This window comes from Alphaproteobacteria bacterium (assembly GCA_030739735.1).
In the GTDB taxonomy this organism is placed as follows: Bacteria; Pseudomonadota; Alphaproteobacteria; order UBA7887; family UBA7887; genus UBA7887.
The window spans coordinates 18,356-37,110 of the sequence record JASLYQ010000017.1 but is presented as its reverse complement, the minus strand read 5'-3'; the positions used below and the strand labels follow the sequence as shown (position 1 = coordinate 37,110).

The window sequence follows — 18,755 nt, the reverse complement described above, 5'->3', positions numbered from 1 at the left end:
CTATTGTCCTCTTGCTACGTGCGATGGCGCGGGTGCGCCGAGTTGCCGGCGCAATAGTGCCAGGCTATCGCCCGCGGTGCGGTCGAGCAGGTGCGCCGGTAGGCCGGTCAAGCCGAGCAACTCGGCCGGGGTCAGTTCGGCTTCCTCGATAGCGTTGCGCAGGGCAAGCACGGCCTCAGTGTCGCCTTCGATCGTCAGATCGCGCGAGAAGAACAGTGCGTCGGCATCGTAGGTACCGTCGAGCAGACCCATCAGCACGAGCAGGGACGCGCGCACTCGCGTGGCTGCTTCGCAAGGCGCGGTTTTGCCGACGACATCGACCTGTGAGCGCGTGCCGGCGAGTCGTACGCGGAAGCTGAAAGGCAAATCGGAGGGATCGATTAGCAAGGTGAGTGGATCGTATTCCGCCAGCCGCTCGAAAACCTCGGGCCGGCGAGCACCGAACCGCCGTACGATCCGCGTCAACACCAGCGTGAGCGGCAGGCGTGGCAGTGGACGTATCAGTGTTTGGACGAATTCTGGCACGGTACCACGGCTGGAATCGTCGACCATGAGCAGTCTCCTGAGCTCAGTAGACCACCTCTAGCTGTTCTGCTGTCGCGGCGTATTGATGTGGGTCAAGCCAGACCAGCGTCAGCCATTGCCGCTAAGCTTCAGGGCGCCTCGATAAATGCTCGCCAGAGGGCCAGATGAGGTGACGGACGTCATCGTGCCTTGGGGGTGCTGGCCTGCGCTTGCTCTTGAGTGGTTGATTTGATGCCAAAGCGCGTATTTCGGGCAGACTCCTCCCCTGAACTCCGTCATGTCGGCGCCGCCGCGAGGCGCTCCAACACCACCAGACGGCGCATGTTGTAGGCAAGATTCTTCAGGCCGATGCGCGCGTTGGCCCGTGTCAGCCCGATGGCCCGCACCAGCGGCCCACCCATGTCGTTGCTTTGGGCGCCGAACACGTGCTCGACCCGCGCCCGCACCTTCGAGCGGGTCTTGTTGCCCAGCTTCTCCCGCTCGTTCAGCGGCTTGTTGCGGCGGCCCTTGCGGTGGATCCGGCTCTTCAGCCCCTTCCCCTTCAGCTTCGCCTCGATCTCCGCCGACCGATAGGCGCTGTCCGCCCAAACCTCAGACGACGTGTTGTCCCCATCCAGGATTTCGTCCAGGACCTGGCTGTCGTGCACCGCCGCGTCCGTTACATGGTAGCGCCGCACCAGCTTGTGCCGGCGGTCCACGCTCACGTGGTTCTTGTAGCCGAAATAGCTCTTGCCGTGCTTCTTGGTCCAACGCGCGTCGGTGTCTTTCTGGGAACGCTTGGCCGGCTGCTTCTCCCAGTCCTCGGGCGTCTTGCCCTCCTTGATCGTCGTGTTCTCGTCACGCCGGTTGCGCTGCCTCGGAACCGGCACGATCGAGGCGTCGATGATCTGGCCGCCCATCGCCAACCAACCCCGCTCCTTCAAAAAGCCATCGAACTCGTCGAACAGGGGCTCCACCAGACCTGCTTGCGCTAGCAGATCCCGGTAGACCCACACCGTCGTGGCATCCGGAACCGGGTCCTCAAGCCCCAAGCCCAAGAACCGCACGAAGGAAAGGCGATCACGAAGCTGGAACTCGACCTGTTCGTCCGACAGGTTGTAAAGCTCGCAAAGCACGATAGCCTTGAACATCACCACCACGTCCCACGGCTTGCGACCAGCCTTCGATTTGCGTTGCTCGGGCGGCTTGCGCCAAGCCGCCTCCAGCCGGGGCCGGAAGACGTCCCACGCAACAACCTCGTCGATCCTCGCCAGCGGATCGTTCTTGGCGTCAAGGCCCGCGTACCGCTTAGCAATGTCGAAAAACCCATCTGGCCCATGGCCGCCGCCCCACTTCCGCGTTAAGTCCCCCGGATTCTACCCCAGTAGGCCCAGACAATGGGATTTATCGAGGCGCCCTTCATATAAATCGTCGTTACCAGATCGTTCTTGTTGATGAAGAAGCCAGACCGTTAGTCCAGCGGGTGTCGAAGTCCGCCGTTACCTTGGCCGCCAGCGCGGCCTCGAGCGACTCCCTTCCGCCACTGCCGGTTCGACACGTTCGCCCATAGCTAAGAGAATCTTCATCCATCAGTGGTGCGGACCGATCGTCGATGAGAAAGAGCCATCGGGTTTTGTCGAGACGCCGATTTTACCGCCGGCGTTGATGGCGATCAGGCGGTGCAGCAGCAGCTGATCGCGCACGGTGAAGCCGATTGGCGAGATCACGCTCGCAACGTGAGTGAGTATGGCGGTATCCAAGAGAAAGGTCGGTATTACGCAAATTTCCCCATTGACTTTCCTTGTCCCGACCGGCTCGCCATTGCCTCCTCCGGGGCATGCTGGTAGGGTCTGCTCCGGTTCCTAATATCCTCTCATACCCTCCGAGCGAATAATGAAAATCAACGGCAATGCCGTGCGTCCCGGTATGGTGTTGGAGCACAAAGGCGCTCTCTGGCGCGTTGCGCGCACCCAGGCAACCCAGCCCGGCAAGGGCGGTGCCTACAATCAGGTCGAGATGAAAAATCTGCGCGACGGCACCAAGCTGAACGAGCGCTTCCGCGCCGCCGAGACCGTGGAGCGCGCCTATCTCGAACAGAAGCCGTATCAGTATCTCTATGCCGACGGTGAGCTGCTCACGCTGATGGATGGCGAGACCTATGAACAGATCATGATCGAGACGGGCCTGATCGAAGTCGGCTTGCCTTTCCTGCAGGAAGGCATGGAGCTGACCGTGGAGATGTTTGAGGGTCAACCTATCGGTGTCGTGCTGCCCGATACCGTGACCATAACCGTCAGTGAGACCGAGCCCGTGGTGAAAGGGCAGACCGCGGCCTCAAGCTTCAAGCCGGCGTTGCTGGAGAACGGTGAGCGCGTCATGGTGCCGCCCCATATTGAGGTAGGCGCGCGCATCGTCGTCAATATCGCCGAAGCGACTTACGCCGAGCGGGCCAAGGACTAGCCGCGGATGGCTCAGCGCTCGGCGGTCGTCAACGTCATTGCCGGGGCCGTGGTCAAGGTTGCGCGCGGCCTCAATCGCGACTTCGGTGAGATCGAATCACTACAATCAAGCCCCAAAGGACCGAGTAAGTTTGCTGCAGCTGCCTTATCGCGGGCCGAGGACGGCCTACTGCGCGAGCTTACCCGGGTGCGACGCGGCCATCGCGTGATCCGCGGCGATATGGCGCTTGGCGATGTTGGTGAGCCAGCCTGGTTGTTAGCTCCGGTTGCGGGCCTGCGTAATTTCGGCCGCGGCCTGCCCTGGTTCGCCATCGTCATCGGCCTGCGCGAGGAAGGGCGCATCGTGGCTGGCGCCATCTACGACCCGTTGCGCGATATTCTGCATTGGGCCGAGGACGGCATCGGTGCCTACGCTAATCACCAGCGCATGCGCGTTTCTGCTCATGGCGCCGTGGCTAAAGCGCTGGTCGCGCTGGCACCACCGTCCGGCGATACTGCCGTGCACGCGGCTTGGTTGAGCACCCTAGCAGCTAAGGGCGCTCTGACTCGCCAGACGGGTTGCTCGGCGCTTGACCTGGCTGCCGTGTCTTGCGGCCGTTTCGATGGCTTCTGGGGTGCTGGTGTTGCCCCCGTGGTGGCCGCGGTCGGCGAGCTTATAGTGCGGGAAGCCGGCGGCTTGGTGGAAGCAGTTTCGCCGACCACCGGGGCCATGGTGGCTGGCAATGGTTTTATCGGTCGCGATCTCGCTGCGATTCTCTCGCAGGTGGCACAGCCACCTGCTACACCATAAGCGGTTGTTCGACCCAGCTTCTCGGGCTATGATTCCCAGGAGACTGTCTGTGGCGGCGGTCGCTTGGCGGCCGCTCGGGTTCGAGGGCTTGGCCGTGTCCGGCATGAGAGCGATGGCGTCGGGACTGCGCGGGGTGTTCCTCGCGGCTATATTGTATGCGTTTGCTGGTGCGGTATCTGCCCAGGAGACCGTCATAGTAGGCGGTGGTGGCCCGGCAGCGGAGGTCAATGAGACCAATATTTTTGATGTGCAGCGGGGCTCGCCATACCGTGCCGGCGGGTTCGGTCAGGGCATCGGCTCCGATGGGCTACCGCTCTACGATCCGGCCTTGGGGCCGCTGCGCTCACGCTTGATCGGCTTGGTGCCTGATGGTGGGCGTGTCCCCGCGATCTTGTCATCGCCCGCGCCAATTGTACTGCGCCGGCCCTCAACGATCGAAACAACGACGCCGACCCCACTGGACCGTGAAGTGTCGCCAGTGGTCACGGTGCAGCCGCTGCCGGATCCAATGCCAGCGCCAGAGCGGTCGTCGGTGGTCACGGTGCCATCTGCGCCGGAAGCCCCGCCACCTGTCGTCGATATAGCCCGTAGCGAGGTTGAGGCGCCGGAGATTTCACCGACCGCGACGGCCGAGGAGGCCTCGGAGACCGTGCCAGCGCTGCCATCCGTGCCAGATACCACGCCCGAGCCAGCAGCTGAGCCTGCCTCGGCTCCAGGTCCTGTTGCCGGACCGGGGCGGGCTGCAGCACCTGAGACCGCTGTTGCTGCGGTGGCGCCCCTCCCGGGCTCCGGGGTGGCGTTGCTGATCCCGTTTGTGCCTGGCGGCGCCGAACTCTCACCTGAGGCCGAGGGTCCCTTGCGCGAGTTAGCCGCCAGCCTGACGGTGAACGAAGCACTGCGATTGCAGCTCAAGGCCTATGCCAGTGCCGAGCACAGTGTTGCCAGCGCGGCACGGCGTCTGTCGCTGTCGCGCGCCTTGGCGGTCCGCTCCTTCCTCATCCATACTGGCGTCAATTCGACGCGCATCGATGTTCGTGCCCTCGGGGCAAAGTATGAAAGCGGTCCGCCTGACCGGGTCGATGTCATTACTGTGCGATGAGAATCCAGCTGGCGAAACGCGGTGGCAATTACCACATAGCGCTAACCCGATACTGTCTCAGCAAGGCGTGATGCGAGCCTATGAATAGTTCCCGCCGTTTTCTCGTCCGCATGATCGCGTTTCTGCTGCTTTCCGTGGCGGTGGTGTTCGTCCTGCTCGAGCAATTGCTCGGGGCCTTTACGGCCAACCCGCCGCTCAACGGCCTCATCCTTGGCGTCTTGCTGATCGGCATCGGCCACAGTTTCCGTCAGGTGTTGAGCCTCCGCCCCGAAGCACGCTGGATCGAGACCTTCCGCGCCGACAGCAAGGCCACTTCGACCTCACAGGCGCCGCCGAACCTACTAGCGCCGATGGCCAAGATGCTGTCGGATCGCAAGGGCAAAATGATGCTGTCGACGATGGCGATGCGCTCGATGCTCGACAGCATCGGCGCGCGGCTCGACGAATCGCGCGACATAACGCGCTACATGATCGGCTTGCTAGTTTTTCTCGGTCTGCTCGGCACCTTTTGGGGCCTGTTGGATACCGTCGGCTCGGTTGGCTCGGTGATCCAAAGCCTGGCCATAGCGGACGAGGATATCGTCGCTACCTTTGCCGCCTTGAAGCAGGGACTCGACGCGCCTTTGCGTGGCATGGGGACGGCATTTTCGTCCTCGCTGTTCGGCCTTGCCGGCTCGTTGGTGCTCGGCTTTCTCGATCTCCAGTCGGGTCAGGCGCAGAACCAGTTCTACAACGACCTAGAAGAATGGCTGTCAAGTGTTACGCGGCTGGGCAGCGGCGGCGCTGTCGGCGAGGGTGATCAGTCGATGCCGGTCTATGTGCAGGCGCTTCTTGAGCAAACCGCAGACTCGCTGGAGGAACTGCAACGCACGCTTTCTCGCGGTGAGGAGGACAGGCGCGCGGCTAACTCGAACATTCTGCAGCTGACCGAGAAACTTGCCACCCTGACCGACCAAATGCGCTCTGAGCAGAATCTTATGGTCAAGCTGGTCGAGGGTCAATCTGACATCAGGCCGGTCTTGCAGCGGATCGCAGAGTCTACTGGTCAGGACAGCGGATTCGACGAAGCTTCTCGCGACCATATCCGCAATCTCGACGTCTACGTGACACGCCTGTTGGAGGAGGCCATCAATGGGCGCCAGCAGCTCGCCAATGAGCTGCGCAGCGAGATCAAGTTGTTGGCGCGCACTATCGCTGCTGCGATGGCCAGAGACCAGTCCCCAGCTGGTGAGACCCCGCCGCCACCTACGCCATCTGCTGCTACCGGCCTGGCAGCGACACCCCCGCCCCAGCCCGCGCTGCGGGCCGATGCCCCAACGGAGCGGGTGGGGCCGCGGATAACCGTGCGCGCGCCAACGTCACCGCGCCGCGACGACGACGGGTCGTGAGCAGGGAGGGCTCGCTAAATGGCCGTGCGCTCGCGCCGTGTCTCACAATCGTCGAACATCTGGCCTGGCTTCGTCGATGCCCTGTCGACGCTATTGTTGGTGTTGATCTTTCTTATCGTCGTTTTCGTGCTATCGGAGTTTTTTCTCGGCCGTGCCCTGTCTGGTCGTGATGCCGCCCTAGCCCAGCTGTCGGAGGAGGTGGTGGCCCTGCAGCAGCTTCTGGGACTTGAGAAGCAGGCGAATAATGAGCTGCGGGGCGATTTCAATCAGCTTTCGGCGCAATTACGGTCGTCCACGACCGAGCGCGATGCGTTACGGGAGAGGGTGACGGTGCTTTCGGCCGACAAGGAAGCGCTGCGGCGTTTGCTCGAAGAGGCAGGAATTTCCGCTAGTACCCAGGACGAAACGGTCAAGGATATACAGTTGCAGCTGGCCGCGGCCATGGCGATGCTGGAGGCGGCCCAAGCCAACGAGCAGGATCTCAGTTTGGAAGCGGCCGAGGCGCGGCGAGCTTTTGCCAAGCAGCGGCGAATATCAACCAATGCTCAGCGTCAGGTGGCCCTGCTCAACCAACAAATCGCCCAGCTTCGGATGCAACTAGCCGCTATTCAGAACGCACTCGATATTGCGGTGGCTGACGTTGCGGAGCGTGATATCCAGATTGCCAATCTTGGCAGCCGGCTCAATATTGCGCTTGCTAGCAAGGTTGGGGAATTGTCGCGCTACCGCTCGGAATTCTTCGGTCGCTTACGCGAAGTGCTGGCCGGTCGTAGCGACGTCTCTGTCGAGGGCGACCGTTTCGTGATCCAGTCGGGCGTGCTGTTTGATTCTGGCTCGGCAGATCTCGGACCCGCCGGTAGGCGGCAAGTCACAGATCTTGCCTCACTGCTGCTCGATATCACCGTCGAGATTCCCGAGGACGTAGACTGGATCTTGCGCATCGACGGGCATACGGACAAGCGCCCCATAAACACACCGCAGTTTCAGAATAACTGGCAGCTCTCTTCCGCTCGTGCGATTATCGTTGCCAACCAATTAGTTGCTAGTGGCGTGCCGCCGGAGAGGTTGGCTGCTACGGGATTTGGTGAGTTTCATCCGCTCGATGACCAGGAGACCACCGAGGCCTTCCGCCAGAATCGGCGCATTGAGCTGAAACTTACCGAGCGATAGTAAGGGTGGGCTGGTGACCTTCAGTAGCCATGGTAGTCGTTTCGATCGCCGCCGCCGCGACCGCTGGCGCATGGCGATGGTGCGCCTGGTGTTCTATGGCGCCATCATCGGCGTGATCTCGTATTGGGCCTACACCATGGGTGGTGAGCATGCCGGGAGCCGCAACCGCGTGCTCGAAACGCGCATGACCGCGATGACCGACGAGAATGAGCGTCTGCGGGCGGAGACCGACGAGGCGGTCGCGGCTAGAGCTACGGCGCTGGAAAGGGCCACGCGCTACCGCCAGCGTTACGAGGCCGAGGTGCCCCAGGGCGAGGTCTACGACATCATGACCGTGGTTCGCGGGCGGCTCGAGACGGGGGTATCGACCGAGCGCATCAGCCATGTCATAAGCTTGGCGAGTGACGAGACTGATTGCGATGCCGAAGTGACGAGCCGGCGCTTCATCGTGCAGACGCCGATATCGGACGGCCGCAATGCCTTCGTCAGCTTTGCCGATAACCTGATCACGGTCACCGCGATCGGTGAGAGCAGCGTTAATGCGGCGGGCAACAAGGAGGGTTGGTACGACGAGGCTAAGCCCGTTGGCGTCTTCTTCACGCTTCCTGGCGGGCGTACCGAAAAGGTGGAAGGCACGCTGCCACTATATCATTCGGCGATGATTAACGACCGCGACCACCGCTTCACCATGGCTGCCGCGGACGCGCGCGGCTTTCTCCTCGTCACCGAGCAGGTCTGTGCCTACCCGTAAACCGATCTAACGAAGGGCACCTATATCGGTGGCCAGGCTACGCCAGGCTTGGGCGGGCCGGCGATAGGTCCTCGGCATGAATGCCGTGCGCTGCGATATCCAGGGGCCAGGCGTTACCGGTTGCCAGCGTTGCGGCGGCGCGGGACATGGCCGGCGAAGTCATAATGCCGTACCCGCCCTGGCCGGCTAGCCACACGAAGCCTTTGATCTCCGGGTCGTGACCAACTACTGGCGTGCGGTCGGTAACGAAACTGCGTAGGCCGGCCCATTTGTGTGCCAAGCGGCGGATGCGCAGCGTCGTGGCGGCTTCTATCCGCTCCACCACGCGGGCGATATCGAACTCCTCGGGCTGGGCATCGCAAGGCGGTGAATCCGTCTCGTCCGCCGGGCTCCCAAGGACAATGCCCGCCTCTGGCTTGAAATAGAAGAGCTCCTCGCAGTCGATCACCAGCGGACAGCGGCGCAGGTCGACACCCTCAGGCGGCGCGAAGAGGATGACCGTGCGCCGCTTGGGCTGCAGCCCAAGCGGCCGCGCGCCGGCAAGCCCGGCCACTTCATCGGCCCAGGCGCCCGCGGCATTGACGACTACCGGAGCCTGGAAGGTCTGGGTGCCGGTCGCGACCTGCCAGAGGCCGTTCTTGCGCCTCAGGCTTTGTACTTCCGCACGACAGGTGATCTCGCCGCCGCGCGCCGTGAGCTGGCGTCGGAAGCCGCTATGGATGAGGTCCACATCCATGGCCATGGCGTCGGGCTCGAGATGGGCGCGGGCGACATAGCCCGGTGCCATGACGCCGATCATGGCCTCGGCCTCACCCGGGCTGATCTCGACGATGTTGCCGGATGAGGCCGTGGCTTTCGCGAGGTTCGTTTCGAAGGCCGTGTCCTGGTCATGGCGCGCCACCGTTACCGCCGGGTGAGGGCTCATGAGCGGCGCCTCGGCAAAGCCGTCCGGTGGCTTGGTGAGAAAAGGGCCGCTCGCCGCCGTCAGGCCGCGGATCATCGCGTTGCCGTAATTCATTGTAAAGAAAGCCGCCGAACGCCCCGTGGTGTGATAGGCAAGCCGCTCCTCCCGCTCCAGTAGCAGCACGCGGCCCGAGCGTGCTAGCTCGGCCGCTGCCGAGACGCCGGCAATGCCGCCGCCGATAACGATGAAATCCCAACTTGCCATGCAGAATACCTAACGCATCGTTCCGGGAAGTGCGAGGGCGATGGCGGGCACCGCTACAATCAAGGTGAGCCGGACGATGTCGGCCATCCAGAACGGCACCACACCGCGAAAGATGTCGCCGGTCTTAACGTCTGGTAGCACACTGCGCAGCACGAACACGTTGAGCCCGATCGGCGGCGTGATGAGGCTGATCTCGGTGACCACGACAACGACAATGCCGAACCAGATCAAGTCGAAGCCGAGATCGGCGACGATGGGGGTGAAGACCGGCACCGTCAGCAGCACCATGGCTAGGCTCTCGAGCACGCAGCCAAGCAGAAGGTAGATGGCGAGCAGGCAGGCGAGCACTGCTACCGGTGGCGCAGCGATTCCGGCTACCAACTTGGCCAGGAGGTCCGGTAGACCGGCCATGTTGAGAAAGCCGGAGAATAGCAGCGCGCCGATCAATATGAAAAACAGCATTGCAGTGGTCTCGATCGCCTGTACGAGTACGTCGATCAAGCTGCGCGCGTTGATACGGCGCCGCGCGAGGGCGAATAGGAAGCTACCGAACGCACCGACGCCGGCTGCCTCTGTCGGCGTGAAGACACCGCCATAGATACCGCCCATCACGACCACGAAGAGCAGTAGCACACCCCAGACCTGGCGAGTTGTTCGCCAGCGCTCGGCCATGCCGGCACGCTGGGCCCGCGGGCCGAGTTCAGGTCGTAGGCGGGTGACGGCGGCAACGGCGGCCATATAGCCCATGATGCCGAGTAGGCCGGGAAGCAGGCCGGCGGCAAACAACAGGCCGATATCCTGGCCGGCGAGAATGCCGTAGAGCACCAGGATTACGCTCGGCGGAATCAGAATACCGAGGGTGCCGCCAGCAGCGATCGATCCAGCGGCGAGCGAATCGGCGTAGCCATAACGCCGCATCGACGGCATCGCCACCCGCGCCATAGTCGCCGCGGTTGCTAGGCTGGAGCCACAGATGGCGCTGAAGCCGCCGCAGGCCAGCACCGTTGCCATAGCAAGGCCGCCGCGGCGATGCCCGAGCCAGGCGTTGGAGGCGGCGTAGAGTTCGTCCGAGAGGCCTGCGCGTGCCACCAGATTGCCCATCAGCACGAATAACGGCACCACCGATAGCTCGTAGGACAAGCCGGTGTCGAAAGTAGTCTGTTGCACCAGTGCGAGCGCCGGGCCCCAGCCGACGACCGAGGCTACGCCGACAGTGCCTACCAGCGCCATGGCGAAGGCGATGGGCAGCCGCAGCAATATGAGCAAGAATAAGCCGGCAAAGCCGGCTATGATCGTATCCATAGGATCAACGTTTCTGGGGCAGAACGGCGCGCGACAACAGGGCGAGGGCGCAAAGACCTGTCATGGCGCTCATGGGATAGCTGATCGTGGCATGGGTCACGCCGATGAGCTCGAAGCGGTCGCCATATTCAGCCTGACGGCCAGCCAGCAACCAGAGGCGCCAGGCCATGATCGTGGCAACTAACGCGCAAACCGTGGCCAGCAGGCGATCACGTAGGCGTGCTAGGGCAGGCGAGAACCAGCGATCGGTCAGGACGATCGTCACGTGCCCACCGTGCCAACTCACCAAGGGCAGGCCCGAAAATATGGTCAGGGCCAGCATCGCCTGGGTCAGCTCGAAGGCGCCGTGCACCGGAGAGTTGAAGAGATAGCGTCCCGCCACGTCGGCGACCGTTAGCGCCATCATGGCAAAGACCAGGGCGGCAGCGATCCAGCCGCCGGCCAAGAACAGGCGGTCGAGGGTGCGCTCTACTCTTGACTCAGCGATAGCCCTCGATCTCCGTGCGCAGCGCTGCCAGCGCCAGCGCTGCGTCCGCCCCGGCGTCGCTGGCATTGGCTACCCAGTCGGCCTCGGCGAAAGCCAGGCGATATTGCAACTCCTGGATCATGGGTGTCTCGGCCAACGTTAAGGCGGTACCGGCGGCCATCAACGCCTGCATTGCCGCATGGTCGGAGTGGTCCCAGGCGATGCCCGCGCGCTTGGCTAGCACTTCGCCCGAGACGGCCATGATGGCGTCGCGGTCGGCCACGGTGATTTTCCGCCAGCTATCGGTATTGGCGATTAGGAAGAAGCTCGCATTGTAGAGTCCGCCTGGGATCAGCGTGCCGTGGTGCATGAACGGAGTCAGGTTGAAGAACTCGATTGACTCGGCGGGAAAGTAGATGCCGTCGGCAACGCCATTGGACAGCAGCTCATAGGCCTTGGTGGCCGGCACCGGTATGCCCACCGTGCCTAGCGCATCGGAAATGCGGCTTACCGAGGCGCCGCCGACGCGGAACTTGAGGCCGTCAAGATCGGCGACGGTAAGGATGTCGCGCTTGGCATTGAAGATATGGCCGGGCCCGTGTGTCCAGAGCGCCAGCAAGTGCACGCCGCGATGTTCGCCGTGGGGTGCCAGGTAGCGCTCGTGCACGCGCCAATAGGCGACAGAGAGAGCTTCCGCGCTGTCGCTCAAGAAAGGCAGCTCGGCGATTTGCGTGAGTATGAAACGTCCGGGCGTGTAGCCGTGCACGCCGATAGTGATATCGGCAAGGCCGTCGCGGGCGATGTCGTAATGAGCCGGCGGCTTGCCGAGCGGTGTCTTGAGCATCTCGACACGTACGCGCCCATCGGTGACGCGCACTACGTCCTTGGCCCAGGGGGCGAGAATATTGCGCGTGATGACGTGGCTCTGTGGCACCCAGTTCGACAGTCGTAGCACCGTCTCGGCCGCCGCCGGATCGGCCAGGACCGTCAAGGCGACAAGAAGGACCGTCAGTTTGTGTATCGTCACCATCACGTTATCCTTCAGGTTCTAAACCATGCTGCGCAGCACGTGCTTCTCAACCTTGCCCATGGCGTTGCGCGGCAGGGCATCGACGAAAATCACGTCGTGGGGATGCTTGTAGCGTGCTAGTCGCCCCTCAAGCAATGCCAGCACGCCGCTTTCGTCTAGGCCCGCATCGCGACGCACCACCACTGCCACCGCAACCTCGCCCCAGCGTTGGTCGGCGCGGCCGACCACGGCGACCGCAGAGATGGCGGGCGCATCGGCAAGCACGCGCTCAATCTCGGCCGGATAGATGTTTTCGCTGCCCGAGATGATCATGTCGTGCTTGCGGTCGACCACCGAGAGAAAGCCGTCATCGTCACGCTCGGCGATATCGCCGGTGCGGAACCAGCCGTCGCTAAAAGCGGCCGCACTAGCCTTGGGGTTATTCCAGTATTCGCGCATCACGTTGTCGCCACGCACCCAGATCTCGCCGCGTTCTCCGGCCGCCACATCGCGGCCGTCATCGTCCACCACGCGCACCTCGCAATGCCGCGCCGGCAGGCCAACGGAGCCGACATGATCGCTGGCCTGCTCAGCGCACAGACAGGTGGCGATCGGTGCTGTCTCGGTGCAACCATAAACTTGCCCGACCGGCACGCCGCGTGCGTGAAAGGCCTCTATCAGTCCGTGCGGCACGGTGGTCGAGCCGGTGGTTACCATGCGCAGGCAGGAGAGATCGCAATCGGCCCAGGAGGGATGAGCGAGCATTGCTTGCATCTGTGCCGGCACCAGCACCATCAGGGTAGGGCGGTCGCGGGCGATGGCGGCGAAGGTAGCTTCAACATCGAACACGCTGTGGAGATAGATGGTGGCTCCCGCATGTAGCGCCGGTAGAGTTTGGATGTTGAGGCCGCCGATGTGGAACAGTGGGATGGTGGTGAGCACCCGGTCGGCGCTGGTTAGGTTGTGCATCACGGTGCTGTTGATGGCGTTACAGGCGAGGGCACGCTGGTCCAGAACCGCGCCCTTGGGGCGCCCCGTTGTGCCCGAAGTGTAGACAATCAGCACGCGGCTGTCGGGCCCACCGCGTGACCGCGGCAATGCTGCGCTGTTCCAGGTATTAGCTTTGATCCGCGTCAGGCCTAGGTTTGCTGTGGTCTCGGCATAGTTCGGTTCATAGATCAGCGTGCGCGCGCCGCAATCCTCCAGCACGTAGCGATGCTCGTCCATGGCTAGCCGCCAGTTCAGCGGCACGGCGATGGCACCGAGACGCGCGCAGGCGAAGACCAGCTCGATCAGATGCGGCGAGTTCTGCCCGAGATAGGCAATACGGTCGCCTGGCTCGGCACCAAGAGTCGCCGCCAGCATCCTAATGCGCTTTGCTAGCGCTCCGTAGCTCAGCTGCCCTCCGCCCCAGTTGATGGCGGTCTTATCCGGAGAATGTGCGGCCCAGCGGTCTATCCAGGTAGAAAGATCCAGCATGTATTAGTAGGGCATGTATCCCGCATCGACTGTGATGGCGGGCGGTTGAGCTACGGAGCGCGGTGCGGGCGGCCATAAGGTGAGTGCCACGGCTCCCGCCATAACGGCCTGTCGAATGCGATTGCATCCCATGAAAACCCCCTAACTGTTTGACAATTCCAGTGGCAATGGTAGCACGGACGGCGTCTCTCGTCGCTGTCGCGATCGAGCCAGCGCTCTTCCACGATCGTCAGGGGTGGGGGCAGCGCGCGGGCTGAGAGAACAAACTCCAACTTCCGTACTTTTGCGAAGGAGAAATTTCTACTTATCTGAGCGATGCTACCCGTGATCGTCACCACAGGCTGACCTACAAAGTTGTGTGTTGCCTAGACCTCGGCGAGATAGTTGCCGTTGAGCAGCACTGTATCGCGCACACCGCGTTGCCGCCGATGCCCGCCCGCACCAAGGCAAGCGGCAACAAGACGATGGTGGGTAGCTGTCTCGCCAGCGCCCCTTTATCACTCGTCGCTCTCGCCTGGCTCGTAAAGGGCGTCGGTGCCGAGGCGGACGAGGCAGAGCTCGGCCGTCAGCGGCAGCATCAGAGAGCCGCAGCGGCTGTCGCGATAGAGGCGCTCGAGGGGCAGGGTCTTGAGCATCGACTGGCCGCCGCAGGTGCGGATGGCAAGTCGGCACAGATCGTTAGCGTTCTCCATGATCGTGTATTGCGTCGCCCAAGCGCGCATGCGCTGGTCTTTGGTCGGATCGATTGAAGCTTCAGCGATGGCGCGGCGGAATAACGCCCGCGTCTGTTCCAGCTTGACGTACATTTCGGCCACGGCGAGCTGCTTGGTAGCGAACTGGCGCCGCTTAACCGGCGGCAGCCCCCCGACCTCGCCGCGCAGGTACTTGAGCGTGAAATCATAGGCCGCCTGGCTGATGCCCATATAGGTTGGTGACAACGTGATGAACATGTGCGGCCAGCGGTTCGCCGCTTGAAAGTAGATACCGCGCGGCATTAATTCATTCTCTTCGGCCACGAATACGTTTTCCATAACCAGCGTGCGCGAGACCGTGCCGCGCATGCCCAGCGGATCCCACGGGCCGGTGACGGTGATGCCATCCGCATCCTTGGGTACGGCGAGGTATATGGTGTCCTTGCGCCCCGCGTCTTTCACGTCTTCGGTGCAGAGAATGCCGTAATAATCGGCTGCGCCCGCCAGTGAAGCAAAGATCTTGCGGCCGTTCAACACATAGCCGCCCTCGACTTTTTTGGCGAGGGTACCGAAGGGTGCTTGGCCGGCTGCCGAAGCATTGCCTTCCGAGAAGGGTTGGGCATAAATGGCGCCGTCCTCGACGACGCGGCGGAAATGTAGGGCCTGGCGCTTTGCGTGGACGCGGCGCACCGCGTCATCCATGTCGAACTCGTCGGTCATGGTGCCCGACCACAGCATTGAGCAGGCGTGCATGTTAAAGGTTAGTGCAGTGGCGCCGCAGTAGCGTCCGATCTCGGCCGAGACTAGGCAATAGGTCTCAAAATCGGCGCCCAACCCACCGTGGCTTTCGGGTACGCAAAGGGCGAGCAAGCCGGCTTCGCGCAGGTCGGCATAATTTTCGAAGGGAAAGCTCGCTTCTGTATCATAGCGCGCGGCGCGCTCGGCGAAGCGCTCGCGTCCGAGGTGTCCGGCGCGCTCAATCAGGTCGCGCTGTCTATCGGTCAAATCCTGTGTCATAAACTCTTGTATATGTTTGTAAGGCAAGGAAATTCGCACAGGCAGCATTGAAAGCGGCCGGCGTCTCGAGATTGGCGAGATGGCCCGCGCCGGGTATCGCTATGTATTGCGCGCCGGCGATGTGCTTCGCCATGCGCGCCATCATGGGCGCCCGGGCTAGGGTATCGGCTTCACCCGCGATCAGCAGACATGGTGCGACGATGCGGTCGAGCGCATGGCGACGGTCAAAAGTGACAAGGCAAGCCAGCGCTGTGCGGTAGGTAGCGGAGGAGAGCTGGCGCATGGAGGCGGTGGCGGCGTCGATTGCAGCCGCTGGTGCGTTCTCGGCCACCAACCCGCTGACTACCACCGGCGCCAGGTCGGCGGGGGTCTGACCGCGGTCGAGTGGCGCCAGGCGTTCCGCCAGAAACTCTTTTTGCCAGTCGCCGTCGGGTTTGCCGAAGGCCGGGCTGGTGGCGGACAGAACTAGCGAGGCGACGCGGTCACTGTGCTCGATGGCTATCTCCTGCGCGACCATGCCGCCCATGGAGTGACCGATAACATGCGCCCGGACGACGCCGAGCGCGTCAAGCAGCCGTATGGCCGCTGCGGCCAATGCTGCAAAGGTCATCTCCGGCAGCGGTGATGAGTCGCCATAGCCCGGCATATCCCAGGCGAGGTGGCGATAAGTGGGCCCGAAGGCGCCGATCTGGGCATCGAAGCTGCCGCGTCCACCGCCGATGCCGTGCAAAAATAGGACCGTCTGGGGGCCGTCGCCGACCATGCGATAGGCAGGCGTCAGCATGTCGCCGAGTGGGGTCATGCGAGATCACTCTGTAAGACCCCATCGCTGACCACGGTCTCGCCGTCGAGCGTCACCGTGCAATGGCGCAGTGGTAGGTCGAAATGGCCGGCAGTGTAGCGGCCGGCGACCTCGTTGGCCCCCGTTGAATAGAGGAAGTTGCCGGCGAAGGCGCGCAGCTCCGTGCCGTTGATGTCGCGCTTATCGTACATCACCATGGCGTCCCAGCGTGCGGCCGGATTCATGCCCCACCCGACATGGCTCACCGCATAGGCGTCGCGGTCGTCCCAGGCACTGAAATAGCTCCGCATCAACTCGGAATCAACGCCGTCGCCGTCGATCTTGGTGACGTAGTCGTCGACGATGGTTAGCGTCACTGCGCTTTCGAGGTAACGCTTAAAAGTCAAGTTGATGTCGCCGGCGGCGAGAACGAGGCGGCCATTAGTGCTGCCCTTAGCAGGAAAGCACAAGCAAATGCCCCCCGGCCAATGGGCGACCCGGCCTGGCTTATTGCACCAGCCCCAGACCCCACCGACCCGGGCCTCGGCTACGTCGATCAGAAGATCCGTGCCTGCGGCCGAGGTCACATGCATCTTCTTCGCCGCAGCGAGACGCTTGATGCCGGTCTTGACCTTGGCTTCGAGCGCCGCATCGGGACGCAAGCGCTCGAGCACCTCGGGGTGCTCGTTGGAGACCATGAGCACACGCGTGCCGCCACTGAGAATGGCCGGCATCTCGGGCGCGTGCAGCATGCCTTCAACAGTTAGGTCCACAACGAGGCCGCTGGCGCCAAGCGCGTCTATGACGGGCTTGAGCCCGCCCACCGCCAGCGAAGCGCCGGTGGAGCGGATGGGGACGGCCTGGCTTTGCTGTGGCGTTGGCAATACCATGTGATACGGTCGCGCGCCGAGGCGTAGCAGTGCTAGCTCGGTGAGTTGCACGTTGAGTTCGCGCGATTGGGTCTCGGAGAGAATCGCTACCACTTCGCCGTCGGCTACCTTGCACATGGCAAAGGTCTCGGCGAAGGCGTTGATCCACTTTCCCTCTATACGGTTCCGCAACATGGTCAGTTGCGTGCCCACAGCCGCGGCGCCATAGCTCCAACACGGCTCTCGATAGCCTCGAGTGCATCGAGGATCATGTCCTCGCGGAAGCGCCGCCCGACGATCTGCACACTGAGGGGCAGGCCGTCATTATAGGCTGCGGGCACATTGCCCGCGGGCAGGCCGAGAAAGTTCATGGCATAGGAATAGATGGCACTGTGCAGCACCTCGCGCACACCCTCCGGTCCTTGCGTGTCGCGGTCCCAGGCAAAGGTCGGCTGCAACATGAATGGCGTCAGCATGAGTGGCGTCTGGTTCAGAAACGTGGTCCAGGCGCGCACGAAGCGGGCGCGCTCGGCCATGGCATGCAGCAGGTCGTCACCCGACAACGGTGTGAAGGCGTGGCCATACTCGGTGAAAATGCGCTTCAGGGTGTCGCTGCCGTGCTTTTCGATTTCAGTGCCGAGCATCAGAATAGTTTCGCCAAATAAGCAGCGCCCACCCATCTCCGCCGCTTCGCGCAGCAGGGGCGGCTCCATCTCACGCACGATGTAGCCGGCGTCGACCAGTGCTTCGCGCGCGGCATCGAGCGCGTCTGAAACCGCCGAGTGCAGGTCGAACTCGAAGGTCTGCTTGGTGAAGCCGACCGTGATAGGTTCCTCTGGTGCGTCGCCGTCGAAGGGCATCGGCACCATCCAGGGGTCGTGCGCATCGTAGCGCACGAGCGAGCGCATCCCTAGCCGCACGTCGCGCACCTCGCGCGCGATGATGCCCTGCACGGACATGATCTGCGCTAGCATGCCGCGTTCGACCGGCGCGGACGGATTGTAGGCGGGTGTGCGTCCCAAGCCCGGCTTGATCGTCGCCGCACCACAGGCGGCGGCAGGAAAACGTAGTGAGCCCCCGATGTCGTTGCCGTGGTTGAGCGGCGCGTAACCCATCATGGCAGCCGCCGCGGCGCCGCCCGAGGAGCCGCCGGCGCTGGCCCAGTCGTTCCAGGGATTGTAGGTGCGTCCGTGCAACTCGTTGACCGTGGTGGCGCGGAACGAGAATTCCGGCGTGTTGGTGCGGCCGACGACGATGGCGCCGGCAGCACACAAATTGCGCACGACAGGAGAATCGTCCGCTGCAATCACGCCGGCATAGGCGGTGACACCGTTGGGCGTTGCGCGGCCATTCTGGTCGATATTCTCCTTAATCGTGACTGGCACCCCATGTAGCGGTCCGAGGGCTTCTCCCGCGGCAAGTGCCCTGTCATAATCGCGCGCCTGCACGAGCGCGGCCTCGCTCAAATCGTCGACCACGGCATTGATCCGTCCGTTGGTTGCGTGCAAGCGCGAAACCACACTCTCCATCACCTTGGCACAGCTCACCTGCTTCGCAGCGATGGCGGAAGTTAGCTCGCAGGCACTCCACTGCCACAAAGGCCGGTTGATGGTTTCGGAATCGGTCATGATTCGCTCCTCGACATAGGCTTGCCACCTCTCATAGCATGCTGCCCAAGCCATTGCGATCGCAAGCATAACGGGTCGCTGTCAGCCGGTGACACACTATTGTCGATTTGAAGACAAATGCGCATGACGTGACTTTCGTGTGTATCATGTGGGCTGATCGCCACAGCGATTTGATCTGCTAAG

At 62.8% G+C, this 18,755-nt stretch carries 18 protein-coding genes; 6 read left to right on the top strand and 12 right to left on the bottom strand.

From position 1 onward, the window contains the following. The 3 genes from QF629_09485 to QF629_09475 all read right to left on the bottom strand — a co-directional run bounded on the left by QF629_09485 (position 1) and on the right by QF629_09475 (position 2,264). Positions 1–552, bottom strand: coding sequence for an SCP2 sterol-binding domain-containing protein (locus QF629_09485; protein ID MDP6013761.1), 552 nt, complete (start codon positions 550–552; stop codon positions 1–3). 248 nt (positions 553–800) lie between these two features. Continuing rightward, positions 801–1,820, bottom strand: coding sequence for an IS5 family transposase (locus QF629_09480; protein ID MDP6013760.1), 1,020 nt, complete (start codon positions 1,818–1,820; stop codon positions 801–803). A 273-nt stretch (positions 1,821–2,093) separates the two neighbouring features. Continuing rightward, on the bottom strand, positions 2,094–2,264 hold the full coding sequence (locus QF629_09475; GenBank protein MDP6013759.1) for a hypothetical protein: 171 nt from the start codon (positions 2,262–2,264) through the stop codon (positions 2,094–2,096). A 133-nt stretch (positions 2,265–2,397) separates the two neighbouring features. Between QF629_09475 and efp the strand changes: the two genes are divergently transcribed. The 6 genes from efp (at position 2,398) to QF629_09445 (ending at position 8,161) form a co-directional block, all read left to right on the top strand. Next, positions 2,398–2,964, top strand: coding sequence for an elongation factor P (gene efp / locus QF629_09470; protein MDP6013758.1), 567 nt, complete (start codon positions 2,398–2,400; stop codon positions 2,962–2,964). A gap of 6 nt (positions 2,965–2,970) precedes the next feature. Next, entirely contained in the window at positions 2,971–3,753 is a 783-nt protein-coding gene (locus tag QF629_09465) for an inositol monophosphatase family protein (GenBank protein MDP6013757.1), read from the top strand. A gap of 49 nt (positions 3,754–3,802) precedes the next feature. Then, positions 3,803–4,852, top strand: a complete 1,050-nt coding sequence (locus tag QF629_09460; GenBank protein MDP6013756.1) for an OmpA family protein — start codon at positions 3,803–3,805, stop codon at positions 4,850–4,852. Positions 4,853–4,932: 80 nt separating this feature from the next. Then, positions 4,933–6,240: a flagellar motor protein MotA gene (locus QF629_09455; GenBank protein MDP6013755.1), complete on the top strand. Its 1,308-nt coding sequence runs from the start codon at positions 4,933–4,935 to the stop codon at positions 6,238–6,240. Between the two features lie 18 nt (positions 6,241–6,258). After that, the gene (locus QF629_09450; protein MDP6013754.1) at positions 6,259–7,410 is read left to right on the top strand and encodes a peptidoglycan -binding protein; all 1,152 of its coding nucleotides are present in this window, start codon (positions 6,259–6,261) and stop codon (positions 7,408–7,410) included. A gap of 13 nt (positions 7,411–7,423) precedes the next feature. Continuing rightward, positions 7,424–8,161, top strand: coding sequence for a hypothetical protein (locus QF629_09445; GenBank protein ID MDP6013753.1), 738 nt, complete (start codon positions 7,424–7,426; stop codon positions 8,159–8,161). A 37-nt stretch (positions 8,162–8,198) separates the two neighbouring features. Here the strand turns inward: QF629_09445 and QF629_09440 are convergent, their stop codons facing one another. The 9 genes from QF629_09440 to QF629_09400 all read right to left on the bottom strand — a co-directional run bounded on the left by QF629_09440 (position 8,199) and on the right by QF629_09400 (position 18,572). Further along, positions 8,199–9,329, bottom strand: a complete 1,131-nt coding sequence (locus tag QF629_09440) for an FAD-binding oxidoreductase (GenBank protein MDP6013752.1) — start codon at positions 9,327–9,329, stop codon at positions 8,199–8,201. Positions 9,330–9,338: 9 nt separating this feature from the next. Continuing rightward, on the bottom strand, positions 9,339–10,631 hold the full coding sequence (locus tag QF629_09435) for a TRAP transporter large permease (protein ID MDP6013751.1): 1,293 nt from the start codon (positions 10,629–10,631) through the stop codon (positions 9,339–9,341). A gap of 4 nt (positions 10,632–10,635) precedes the next feature. Next, entirely contained in the window at positions 10,636–11,076 is a 441-nt protein-coding gene (locus QF629_09430; protein MDP6013750.1) for a TRAP transporter small permease, read from the bottom strand. Between the two features lie 34 nt (positions 11,077–11,110). Then, positions 11,111–12,127, bottom strand: a complete 1,017-nt coding sequence (locus QF629_09425; protein MDP6013749.1) for a TRAP transporter substrate-binding protein — start codon at positions 12,125–12,127, stop codon at positions 11,111–11,113. An 18-nt stretch (positions 12,128–12,145) separates the two neighbouring features. Then, positions 12,146–13,582 carry an AMP-binding protein gene (locus QF629_09420; protein ID MDP6013748.1) on the bottom strand — a complete coding sequence of 479 codons (1,437 nt, stop codon included), beginning with the start codon at positions 13,580–13,582 and terminating at the stop codon, positions 12,146–12,148. A 500-nt stretch (positions 13,583–14,082) separates the two neighbouring features. Then, positions 14,083–15,294 (bottom strand): acyl-CoA dehydrogenase family protein, encoded by a 1,212-nt coding sequence (locus QF629_09415; GenBank protein ID MDP6013747.1) that lies wholly within the window; start codon positions 15,292–15,294, stop codon positions 14,083–14,085. Next, complete coding sequence (locus QF629_09410; protein ID MDP6013746.1) at positions 15,272–16,096, bottom strand: alpha/beta hydrolase; 825 nt, start codon at positions 16,094–16,096, stop codon at positions 15,272–15,274. Before QF629_09410 ends, QF629_09415 begins: the two co-directional genes overlap by 23 nt. Next, positions 16,093–17,139 (bottom strand): peptidase M29, encoded by a 1,047-nt coding sequence (locus QF629_09405; protein ID MDP6013745.1) that lies wholly within the window; start codon positions 17,137–17,139, stop codon positions 16,093–16,095. The genes QF629_09410 and QF629_09405 overlap by 4 nt, the downstream gene beginning before the upstream one ends. A gap of 2 nt (positions 17,140–17,141) precedes the next feature. Further along, positions 17,142–18,572, bottom strand: coding sequence for an amidase (locus QF629_09400; protein ID MDP6013744.1), 1,431 nt, complete (start codon positions 18,570–18,572; stop codon positions 17,142–17,144). Positions 18,573–18,755 lie beyond the last annotated feature (183 nt).